This window comes from Paraburkholderia steynii, assembly GCF_900100565.1.
Lineage (GTDB): Bacteria > Pseudomonadota > Gammaproteobacteria > Burkholderiales > Burkholderiaceae > Paraburkholderia > Paraburkholderia terrae.
Map to the genome: position 1 here is coordinate 213,622 of NZ_FNDI01000015.1, position 10,588 is coordinate 224,209.

9 protein-coding genes are annotated in these 10,588 nt (G+C 62.3%); 1 reads left to right on the forward strand and 8 read right to left on the reverse strand.

The window, feature by feature from the left end:
• Positions 1-558: 558 nt before the first annotated feature.
• The 6 genes from rarD to BLT65_RS46560 are packed head-to-tail and all read right to left on the reverse strand — an operon-like array spanning position 559 to position 6,665.
• A complete protein-coding gene (gene rarD / locus BLT65_RS26045; RefSeq protein ID WP_091782617.1) occupies positions 559-1,641 on the reverse strand; it encodes an EamA family transporter RarD in 1,083 nt (360 codons plus the stop codon).
• A complete protein-coding gene (locus BLT65_RS26050) occupies positions 1,638-2,912 on the reverse strand; it encodes an aspartate aminotransferase family protein (RefSeq protein ID WP_244186599.1) in 1,275 nt (424 codons plus the stop codon). Before BLT65_RS26050 ends, rarD begins: the two co-directional genes overlap by 4 nt.
• A complete protein-coding gene (locus tag BLT65_RS26055; RefSeq protein WP_091782623.1) occupies positions 2,902-4,404 on the reverse strand; it encodes a heme oxygenase-like domain-containing protein in 1,503 nt (500 codons plus the stop codon). The genes BLT65_RS26050 and BLT65_RS26055 overlap by 11 nt, the downstream gene beginning before the upstream one ends.
• Positions 4,405-4,412: 8 nt before the next feature.
• Positions 4,413-5,411 (reverse strand): iron-containing redox enzyme family protein, encoded by a 999-nt coding sequence (locus BLT65_RS26060; RefSeq protein WP_244186600.1) that lies wholly within the window; start codon positions 5,409-5,411, stop codon positions 4,413-4,415.
• Complete coding sequence (locus BLT65_RS26065; RefSeq protein WP_091782627.1) at positions 5,408-6,394, reverse strand: iron-containing redox enzyme family protein; 987 nt, start codon at positions 6,392-6,394, stop codon at positions 5,408-5,410. The genes BLT65_RS26060 and BLT65_RS26065 overlap by 4 nt, the downstream gene beginning before the upstream one ends.
• A 49-nt stretch (positions 6,395-6,443) precedes the next feature.
• Positions 6,444-6,665 (reverse strand): hypothetical protein, encoded by a 222-nt coding sequence (locus BLT65_RS46560; protein ID WP_131240041.1) that lies wholly within the window; start codon positions 6,663-6,665, stop codon positions 6,444-6,446.
• 725 nt (positions 6,666-7,390) lie between these two features.
• Between BLT65_RS46560 and BLT65_RS26070 the strand changes: the two genes are divergently transcribed.
• On the forward strand, positions 7,391-8,797 hold the full coding sequence (locus tag BLT65_RS26070; RefSeq protein ID WP_042311437.1) for an aminotransferase-like domain-containing protein: 1,407 nt from the start codon (positions 7,391-7,393) through the stop codon (positions 8,795-8,797).
• A gap of 30 nt (positions 8,798-8,827) precedes the next feature.
• Here the strand turns inward: BLT65_RS26070 and BLT65_RS26075 are convergent, their stop codons facing one another.
• Together BLT65_RS26075 and BLT65_RS26080 are read right to left on the reverse strand one after the other, a co-directional pair.
• A complete protein-coding gene (locus BLT65_RS26075; RefSeq protein ID WP_042311436.1) occupies positions 8,828-9,532 on the reverse strand; it encodes a carbonic anhydrase in 705 nt (234 codons plus the stop codon).
• Between the two features lie 408 nt (positions 9,533-9,940).
• Positions 9,941-10,408 carry a Fur family transcriptional regulator gene (locus tag BLT65_RS26080; RefSeq protein ID WP_091782630.1) on the reverse strand — a complete coding sequence of 156 codons (468 nt, stop codon included), beginning with the start codon at positions 10,406-10,408 and terminating at the stop codon, positions 9,941-9,943.
• Between the last annotated feature and the right edge of the window lie 180 nt (positions 10,409-10,588).

Sequence of the window (10,588 nt, forward strand, 5' to 3'; positions counted from 1 at the left end):
GGATGAAAACTGCGACACAAAGCGCAATGGCTTGCCGGCACGCTGCATACCGCCCAACGTGTCTTTCGATGCAAGCTTGAAGGGGAACCAACGAAAGCCAGCCCGGACGGGCCAGCCCACACAGCCGGCGCCAGAACGATCGGATGGCGGGCATGCGCGCTCGCATCCGACGCAAGAAAGGCAAGTCCCATCGAAACGCCGATGTCGACAACCACGCCCCTCCCAAAACTGCTTCGCCCGCGGCTCATTGTTCTCCCGTCCACGTCGCCGGGAATCCGTTGCCCGGCGCGGTCGCGACCTTTGATTATATGTTCTTTTTCAGGATCGCTCCGATGGCGCGAAAATGCCGATTCGTGCCCTGTCGAACAGGAATCGAAGCGAGTGATTTCGGAGTTTTGCTTACAAATGCCTTGGTGCGCAAGCGTACAATCCGACCCCAACTAAATCGCATATTTTGCAAGCTCATTTTGCGAACTGGAGTTACACTCGGCGACATGCGTCTAGCGCGCCGGATTCTCGATCGAGCGCGCCGAAATCTGAACCTCGGTCTTCGACGCCTTATGCGTCAGACTTTTCGCACCGTCTCTCAGGTTCTGGACGGCCCTCGGAATGCCAGAACCTATTCACGCCAGCGGAAGCTGGCGTCTTTTTGTGCGACGTAAGAAAGGACACGTTCTGTCCTGCGACGCTCGCACCTTGCACGCCCTGCACACTTTGCGTTCCCTGCGCCGTTCCTGGCGCTGCGACAGCGAGCGCAAGCGGACGACGCCGGACCGACGCATAGGTCGCGAGCGCGAGACCGCACCAGATCAGCCCATAGCCTGTCAGATCGATGGTCGTCAGCCGTTCGTGGAAGACCGTGAGCGCGAGGACGAACGTCACGGTCGGCGTCACGTATTGCATCACGGCCGATTCCGTCATCGAAACGAGCGGCATCGCGTACGCGTAGAGCGCGAGCGGCACGACGGTCAGCGGCCCTGCCAGCATCATCAGCACGGACGCGTCGACGCCGAACGACGTGAACGCGAGCGCATGATGCGACGTCAGATAGCCGAAATAGCCGAGCGCGAACGGCATCATCACGACGGTTTCGCGCCACGTGCTGACGATCGCGTTCCGTGTCGGCCACACCTTGCGCGTGAGGCCGAGCAGCGAGAACGTCACCGTCAGCATCACGGCGAACACGGGTACGCCGCCATGCGCGTAGCACTGGACGAAGGTGCCGGCCAGCCCGAGCGCCAGCGCCGCCGCTTTCAGACCGTTAAGCCGCTCGTTCAGAAAAACGATGCCGAGCGCAGCCGACAGCAGCGGATTCAGGAAGTATCCGAGACTTGCCTGTAACGCGTTGCCCGTCACCGAAGCCAGGATATACACAACCCAGTTCGCGGACAGCAAAATCGCCGGCAACAGCGCGAGCGCGAACGAGCGCCAGTCGCCCATGTGTTGCCGCAACGCGGGCTTGAGCGCAATCACGGCCGACAGCACCACGAACGACCAGAACACGCGATGCGCGAGCATCTCCGGCGCGCTCACTTCCTTCAGATGCCAGTAGTACAGCGGCATCAGGCCCCACCAGCACAGCGCCACGAGCAGCGCAGCGTAGCCGGCGCCCTCCTTCTGCTTCTGATTATTCGCGTTCATGGCTGTAGCGCCTCGTCGAGTCGGTCGATCAGAACTTCCACTTCATCCACGCCGAAAATCAGCGGCGGCGACAGGCGTAGCGAATCCGGCGCGGCGGAATTCGGCATCGCCAGCACGCCGCCGTCGATCAGATCGAGCCACACGTCGGTCATGCTCAGGTCGAGCCCCGGGTCGAGCTTGAGGCTGAGCGCGAGGCCCTTGCCGTGCAAGGTCACGCGCGAATCGAAACGCGCTGCGATACGCTCGCCGATCAGCGCGCCCATCGCGGCCGCGTTCTCGACCAGCCGTCCGCGCTCGACGAGGTCGAGCACGATCAGCCCGCACTGCATCGCGAGCCGGTTGCCGCCGAAGGTCGAGCCCTGCACTTTCGCCTTGCCGGGTGCGCCGAACACGGCATCGAAATCGCCGTCGTTCATCAGCACGGCTGAGAGCGGCACCAGCCCGCCCGTCAGTCCTTTCGATACGACCAGCATGTCGGGTGCCGCGGGGGTTTTGCCGTCCATGCCGATTGCGTCGATGCCGAACCAGGTGCCCGTACGGCCGAGGCCGCAATACACCTCGTCAGCAATCAGCTTCGTTCCCGTCGAGCGACACAGCGCAGCGAGGCGCGACGCGGTGTCCGCCGACCAGTGCTGCGCCGCCGACGACCCCGCCACCGGCTCGAACACGACGGCGGCGATCTTGCGGCTCGCGAGTACGTCTTCGAGCGCGGCGAAGTTGTGCGCATCGACGTGATGGACGTTGCCCGGCTTCCAGCGCAGCGCCTCGGTCCAGAACGGATTGCCCGTCATGAACGACGAGAACATCGACAGGCCGTGGAAGCCGTCGCGGAATGCGACGACGTCGGTGCGTCCCGTGCTCGTCATCGCGAACTTCACGGCGCTTTCGACGGCCTCTGCGCCCGTGGTCGCGAAGAACACTTTCTGGAAGCGCTGGCCGCTGAGCGTGAGCAACTTGTCGGCGAGCGCGAGTTGAGACTCGGCGCATTCGAACGGAAACACATTCACCGACGTGCGCTGCAACGCATCGGCAAACCGCGCGAGCAGCGACTCATGCGCGTGCCCCAGATTCGCCGTGCCAAAACCGGCGAGACAATCGAGCAACGCGCGGCCATCGGCTGTTTCGATATAGCAGCCGTCGCCGCGCGCGCCCGTCATGTCGAGGCCCGCTTCGTCGAGGAACCTTTCCCAATAGGGATTGACGGGATCGAAGCGCGGCGCGTGATCGACCCCGCGTTCGTCTCCTTCGTCTGCACTGTCGTCAGATTTCAAGCGGCCTCCTGCCATCGCGAAGCCCATGAAACTGGAGCTGCGTCTGATCGCCGTAAAAGAACGCGACCGACTCCAGTTGCCGCATGTTCACTTCGAGCATGAAGAGCGCCGCTTCGAGGCTGTAGCGCTGCTCCGCCGCGCTCACGTGCGGGACGTCGGCGAGGAACAGGCGCGACAGGCTCGGATGATTCAGTTCGTCGTTCGTCTCGCCGTGCTTCGCGACGATATCGCCCGCGTGCAGCGCGCTTTCGACCAGCGTGGCAATGTGTTCGTGAACGGGACTGTGCTGGTCGCGCAAACCTTCCGTGACCATGATCGACGTGAAGAATGCGGTCGGCAGGCGATGCGAAAGCACCGTGTACGCGTCGATATAGAGCGCGGTAAGCGGCAGCGGCACCGACGCACGCACCTCGGCTTCGTTCATGCCGAGCGCGACACAGGTGGCGAGTTCGAATGCTTCGTGACCGTATTCTTCCTGGAAGTACTGAAACAGCCGCGCGCGCAGATTGCGTTTGAGGCGGCGCGACAGCAGCGGTCCAAGTATTTCGACGAAGCGGTCGGTCACGTGATACTGCTCGATGTACAGCCCCTTCACGAGCGGCGTGATTTCATGACTCTCAAGCGCGGCCGATGCATATGCGTTGCTGCCCAATTGATCGAGCGCGCTGAGCAGCAGGCGCTCGGCACGCGCGGCAAGCGCGAGACCGCTGCAGGGTTCGCTGAAGCGATCCGCATCCACCGACGTCATGCGCCTGCCGACACGCAGCGGCGCTATCTCGACGAAATGCGCGAACGACAGCAGATACATTTCCAGATCGACGGGATCGAGCGATGCGACGCTGCGGAAATGTTCCTGCGAAATATCTTCAGAAACGGCCGTCGAGGGATGCCAGCCCACATGCCGGAACACTTCGTCGAGCACGCGTTGCCACGCGAACACGAGTTCCGGCGCGTTCTGGCGCGCGTACGCCAACTGGAAATGGAGCGACTGAAGCGCGAAGTTGCCGGCGAACTGCCCACTCTTGCCCGAAAACGGGAACGCGCCAGGCGTCGTGTCGCGATCGTGTGCGTCGTTCGTGAGCATCTGATTGACGACGCTGAGCACATCCTCGTATATCCCAAGCCGACGCCCGACGACAGCGGCGAGGCGCTGCCCGACATCGCTGCACAACGCAATCGCACGTTGCGCATCCGATGCGATGCTGTCGATGCCGCTATCCGTCTCTTCGATCAGCGACAGCGCGTCCAGTTGCACCGTCAGCGTGCGAATCCACGCAGGACATGCGCCTTCGTTGAGCCGAATCCAGATATCAGACGAAGGCCGCATCAGTTGCGTGACGACCTCGGCCACCTCGTCGCGCGCGACGCCTTCGAACGACAGGTCGATGGCATCGTCACCCACGCCGATCGTCAAGCCGTCGCCGTCGAGAGCCGACACTTCGCACGGCACCAGCGCCGGCCGTCTGTATCGATCGAAATCCCAGCGTTCCATGACGGCTCTCAGGCAAAGATGCGCGGTTTGACGACGGTCTGGCGGCCGTAGTAATCGAGAATCTGGTTCTCCTGCAGCACCATGGTTTCGATGGCGAGCATCACGTGCTTCTTCACTGTCATCTGCTCTTCAGGCGAGATCGCCTCGATTTCAGCAAGCAAGCTCAGCGAAATGTCTTCGTGATCGAACTCGTCGTTGATCGTCGCGTGGCGGGCGATCGGACGCCAGAAGCCTTCCGGGATGCCCGTCTCGCGGCAATAGTTCGCCAGTTCGACATGAAAGCTGACGCTCGGCTGCTCGAACAGGAACAGCAGCGACTTGAAGCTCAACGGATGCTGACGCGCATACACGCCCAACGACGCGCACAGCGCGAACGTGGCGGGCAGCGGCACCAGATAGTCGAGATTGTCGGTGCGGATGGAAACGGCCTGCAGCGACTGCCGCAGCATGTCGTCGTGGTTCAGTTCCGAGGCGAGAAAGCCTTGCAGCAGCTTTTGCACCTTGACGGGTTCGGCGTGCGCGAGCGAAGGCGCGATCAGACCCGGCGCCTCGCGCACGATATAGAAGTATTCGAGCGCATAGCCGATCAGCGCGCTCTTCGGCAACGTGCGGTCGCACAGCCCCTGATAGAGACGCGACTTCGAATTCGCCTCGATCGTTTCGGCGGCGAACTTTCTGAGCCGGTGATAGAACTCCTCGCCCGACAAACAGCCTCGCGGCGCGGGAAACGCGCTCTCGGTCAACAGGCCGAGCCGGTCGAACTCCTCCAGCAGCCCGTCGACTTCAGACGCAAGCTCCGGATGGCGGCGCTTCAGTTCGGGGATTGACGTGTCGCCGCGCCGCAGCGAATCGACGAACGCCTTGAGCGCGCCCTGGCTGTCGGCGACGACGGAACACGATTGCTCGCGATAGTCGAGCGTCAGGCCGTTGTGCTCTTCAATCAGCTGTACGCCGGGACGAAAGCGCGGCGCGGCGAAAAGATCTGCTGCGGTCGTGGCCTGCATCATGCCTCCCCGTCGACGTCGAGTGTGCGCAACAGCGTCGGAGACGTCGAATAGTGTTCCCAGATGCCCGTATAGAACTGGTCGTACAGTTCGATGAACAGATGCGTTTGCGCGCGCATGCGCCGCACGTCCGCATCGGCGATGGCGGGAATGCGCGAGAAGATCTTGCGCGTAAGGCTGCCGTGTCCGCCGTTAAGGTTGATGTCGGAATGCGCTTTCACGGGCTTGAGCAGCGCGGGATCGACGCCGATCCGATACGCGGCATCGAGGAAGGAATCCTGCTTGATGTCCTTGCCTTCGAGAATGCCGAGCGTCGAAAAGAAGAACAGCGGGTCGCTATGTGCCCAGAAAGCCAGCGAGTTACACAGCGCCATGGTTTGCGGCAGCGGCACCGTGCGCGCGAGATCCTCACGCGTGACGCCGAGCGTGGTCAGCGCCTTGAGCAACAGTTCGTCGTGGCCGTACTCTTCCGCGTAGAACTCGTTCATCGACAGCCGCACACCCGTATTGGCGACATACGACAGTACAGGCGCGTCGAAATAGCTTTCGCGGAACAGGAAATGGTAGTTCTCCACGATCATCCCGTGGATCACATTGAGGGGAATGTCAGTGCCCGTGCTCGCGGACGCGCACTTCTCCCAGAACACGTTCGTATAGAGCGTGCGATACAGCAGATCGTTGGCGAGATCTTCGAGTTCGAGCAGCACGTCGAGGCCACTGCGCGCCAGCGCGGGTTTCACCGCGCGCACGAGTTGCAGCTCCTTCAGACGGTCGAACACTTTCTGTTCGTACGGCGAATAGCGGGAGATCACCTCCTCCGCCTTGACGCCGGAGCGCAGCGCGCTGATCAGGGACGCCGCGTCTTCACCGTCGACGGACGCCGGAAATTCGTATTGGTTCTCGTCGTCTTCGATGACGAGCGAAGGCGACGTGCTGAGACACTTCCCCGCCAGCACAAACGCCTGTGGTTCAAAAATGTCGTCCATCACGACGGCCTCCGTTCGTGGCCGGCACGCAACGGTGCCGGCGCGTTCATCACAGGTGAACCGGGATCAGGACGGGACGCGCCTTGCGCGGCTTGACCACGACAGTGATTTTCTTGTCGTCTTGCCTGTCCGTTTGCGACTGCGCCTGCGATTGTTGTTGCGGCTGCGCTTGCTGAACCTGCACTTGGGTCGTCATCTCAATCTCCTTTGGGGTTGGCGTTAACTCTGTACTGCTTAACAAGCTGTCCACCACCGTGGCCAGTTCTTTCACACCCGAAGCCAGAAACCCAAAGCCGTGTGGCGGGCAGCATCGCCTCGCCAATGGCGGCAGGCCGATGAGCGCAACAGGCTTAACTTGTAGCCCCGTTCTCCGCCGTGGATCTGTCGCCTTGCGCGGCTTCCCGGCCGCTGCGGCGCAGTCAGACGTGTGTGTTGTTTATCGGCCCGATGCCGCCGATCGCAGCCTCGCGCGCTGTCACCGAATGCGTGCCCGAGTGTCGGACTCACGCCGCAGCCAGACCCTTTCGACGAACAAAACGGGCGCTCCCGCAAAAGGGAGCGCGCCTGAAGGTCGATATAGGTCTGGGCGGTCCAGCCGGATTCCCGTCAATGGCCGCCGTTCGTTGTTTCTCTCAGGTTCTGCTTTCTCTCAGGTTCTGCTGGGCCGTATCTTTTTTGCACGGCCTCGGAAATTCAGTTTGTACAGTTCCGTTTTTGCGGAATCAGATAAAGTGTTCGTTCGCTTTGGCCAGTGTTCGAGGAATTCGTCGAATTTCCACTAACTCACTGATTTACCGAGACTTTCACTTAAAAATTCATGCAAACAAACTAACTCGTTGGGCCTATTGTTCCGGTAAACTGCGATAACTGGAATGAACACTTTCGATCAATTTGCGTGAAGTGTTCGGCAAACTCGCATGAACACTTTCAGAGCAATCATCTTGATGGGACCAAAGTAAGGTGCTAGCGCGCCCACTCTGGTCGACAGGGAGGCGAATGAAGATCACCCTCGACGTCGCAACGGCTACCCCGCTGACGGAACAGATCGTCGGTCAGGTCGAAGCGCTGATCCTGGCGCGCGAACTGCGCGTCGGCATGCGCCTGCCGTCTATCCGCAAGTTCGCGGCCGAGCACAACATCAGCCGCTTTCCCGTCATCGAGGCCTACGACCGGCTCGCCACGCGCGGCCTGCTGCAGCCCAAGCACGGTTCCGGCTACTACGTAGCCGAACAGTTCGAAAAGGCGCCGCGCGCCACGCGCGGGCTCGACGCGATCCGCGCGACGCCCGAATCCGACCAGATCCTGCGGCAGTTCGAGCGGCCCGACGAGGTGCTGAACCTGTCGATCGGCTTCATTCCCGAGGCGTGGCGCGACGTCGAAGGCATTGCGCAGGCGATCCGCCAGGCGTCCCGCACCGACGCACGCAGTCTGATCGACTACGCGATCCCACAGGGCGACCCGGTGTTGCGGGTGCAGATCGAGCAGCGTCTTGCTTTCGTCGGCGTGGCGGCTGAGCCACAGAACATCATGGTGACCAACAGCGCGAGCGAGGCGCTCGACCTCGTCGTGCGGATGCTGCTCAAGCCCGGCGATACCGTATTCGTCGAAGATCCCGGCTACTTCAACCTGTTCGGGCTGCTCAAGCTTCAAGGTATCGAACTGGTCGGCGTGCCGCGTCTGTCGAGCGGGCCGGATGTCGAAGCCGTCGAGGCGCTGCTGAAGGAACATCGGCCGAAGCTCTTTTTCATCAACACGGTCTTTCACAATCCGACGGGTACGAACGTCGCGCCGCACGTCGGCTTCCGGTTGCTGCAACTCGCGCAGGAACACGACTTCATGATCGTCGAAGACGACGTCTACGCGGATTTCCAGGCGATTCCCACGCAACGTCTCGCGTCGCTCGACCGGCTGACGCGCGTCGTGTATATCGGCGGGTTTTCGAAGAGCCTGTCGTCGTCGCTACGGCTGGGCTATATCGCCGCCGAAGCGGGGTTGGTCAAGCACTTCGTCGAAGTGAAGGCGCTCACCAGCCTCGGCGGCACGCGCTTTAGCGAACGCGTCGTGGCCGCGCTGCTCGAGCGCGGCACGTATCGCAAGCATCTGGAACGGCTGCGGCGGCGCGTGAATGGCGCCATTTCGACCGCGGTGGAATTGCTCAATGGCATCGGCTGGCAAGTGTTCGACGAGCCGTGCGGCGGCACGCTAGTGTGGGCACGCGTGCCGGGTGTGCCGAATTCGGATGTGTTCGTCGCCGAGGCGGCCCGCGCCGGCATTACGGTGCAGCCGGGCAGCTACTACCGGCCGCACGGCGAGGTGACGCCGTGGGTCCGGTTCAATACCGCGTATCTCGACAATGAGCGGGCGCTGGGATTTCTGCGGCGCGCCGCGGCGATGGGCGATTGAAGCGAAACGGCCGCACCGGGCACCGCGTAATCAACCGCCCTGCTCCCGCTGAATCCGCGTGCGCGCTTCGCCGAGACTTTCGAAGCGGTCGTCGTTTTCGTTGAACACTGAAACGCGCCCATGCCCTATGTCGTACACCCAGCCCTGGACATCGAGGCGCTTTTGCGCGAGACGCCCAGCGACGGACGGATGCGTGCGCAGATGCATCAGTTGCAGCCGGATGTTTTCCTCGACGAGCGCCTGAACGAGATGATCGCTGTCGACCTTGCGTGCCTGCACGACGCTGCGCGCCGTCTCCGCATTGCGCAGCCACGCATTGACGGTCGGCATGTCTTCCGCTGTCATCGGCGCGGTGCCCGCGAGGCCGCGCATCGCGCCGCAGTCGCTATGTCCACAGACCACGATCTGCCGCACGTTCAGCGCAAGCACCGCGTATTCGACAACGGCCGACACGCCGCCCAGCATTTCGCCGTAAGCGGGGACGATATTACCGATATTGCGGCACACGAAGAGCTCGCCCGGATGCGTTTGCGTAATCATTTCCGGCGAGACACGCGAGTCAGCACACGTGATGAACAGCGTGTGCGGCGCCTGACCTTGCGCGAGACTTTCGAATAGCGCCTGGGTGGCGGGAAACACCTCGTCGCTAAACTGCTCGACGCCGTCCAGCAGGTGCAGCAGGTCCGACTTCGCGGGGTCGCGAAGCCGTCTGGTGTTGAACATATCGTCCGACATGAGGCTGTCCCCCTTCGCAGCGCAGCTGGATCATGGATCAGGGAGTGTACGACGGGAATGCGTCAGCGGGCAGTCACGCGCGCTGAGCCACGGCGCGCGAACGCAGAGACGCCATAAAAGAAGCCCCGGCCGGACGTGATCGGAGCGGCGCGGGGCTTGACAAAAAGCTCGCCTGTTCTCAAGAGGCAGGCTCACGTTACGCGCGTCAAAAAAACGGAGCAATCGAAAAAAACCCCGGACGCCGGGTGCGGCGACCGGGGGAAGCTCTCTCGCGCGCGAAGGGAAGCACCGCGCACAAGAGCCACTTTAGCGGTTCGCGCGCCGCGGATTAACGGGTCGCGCGGAAACACTCCTTTCCAGCGCGCACAAACGGGCGCGGCGCTGATGTCTCACACCAATGTCCAACGCTCACTTCGCACGCGGTCTCGGTGGATGCGCGCGCGCCGCGCAATCCGCGCACACCCCGTGCAACGCCAGCGTCTTGCCGACGATGCGCAAGCCGAACTTCTTCGCGATCGCGATGCGCCGGCGATTGATCTTCGGGTCGGAGAACTCTTCAACGCGCCCGCACACGACGCACACGAGATGATCGTGCGCCTTGCCCGAGTTCAGTTCGTAGAGACTGTGATGCTTGCCGAGCGGGACGTTCGCGACGAAGCCCGCCTCCACCAGCTGACTGAGCACGCGATAGGTGGTCGACAGGTTCATACGTTCGCCGCCCGCAGCGATGCGGCGGTGAATCTCTTCCGCGCTGAAATGGCCGTGCTCCGTGCGTTGCAGATAGTCGAGCACGGCGACTTGCGCAGCCGTGCCTAGCAGGCCGGCTCGCTTGAGCGCGTCGAGCGTTCGGGTCGGAGACGTTGACAAGGGCGGCATGCGCAGCCGTTCTGAATCGAATCGAGGGAACCGGCTTTCAGCCTATGACATCGGCACGAATATTTCCGGAACCTAGTTGATTGCGATTCGCATTCGGCAACATGCACGCGCGACGCACAGCATGCGTGGCCTGAAGAACAGGATCACCAGCGAGCACGCTTCCGCCCGGAAGCTTCCGCG

Bases quoted from the DNA above. Each gene is read 5' to 3' on its own strand.
- rarD (WP_091782617.1), bottom strand. From the start codon at position 1,641: ATGAACGCGAATAATCAGAAGCAGAAGGAGGGCGCCGGCTACGCTGCG.
- BLT65_RS26055 (WP_091782623.1), bottom strand. From the start codon at position 4,404: ATGGAACGCTGGGATTTCGATCGATACAGACGGCCGGCGCTGGTGCCG.
- BLT65_RS26060 (WP_244186600.1), bottom strand. From the start codon at position 5,411: ATGATGCAGGCCACGACCGCAGCAGATCTTTTCGCCGCGCCGCGCTTT.
- BLT65_RS26065 (WP_091782627.1), bottom strand. From the start codon at position 6,394: ATGGACGACATTTTTGAACCACAGGCGTTTGTGCTGGCGGGGAAGTGT.
- BLT65_RS26070 (WP_042311437.1), top strand. From the start codon at position 7,391: ATGAAGATCACCCTCGACGTCGCAACGGCTACCCCGCTGACGGAACAG.
- BLT65_RS26075 (WP_042311436.1), bottom strand. From the start codon at position 9,532: ATGTCGGACGATATGTTCAACACCAGACGGCTTCGCGACCCCGCGAAG.
- BLT65_RS26080 (WP_091782630.1), bottom strand. From the start codon at position 10,408: ATGCCGCCCTTGTCAACGTCTCCGACCCGAACGCTCGACGCGCTCAAG.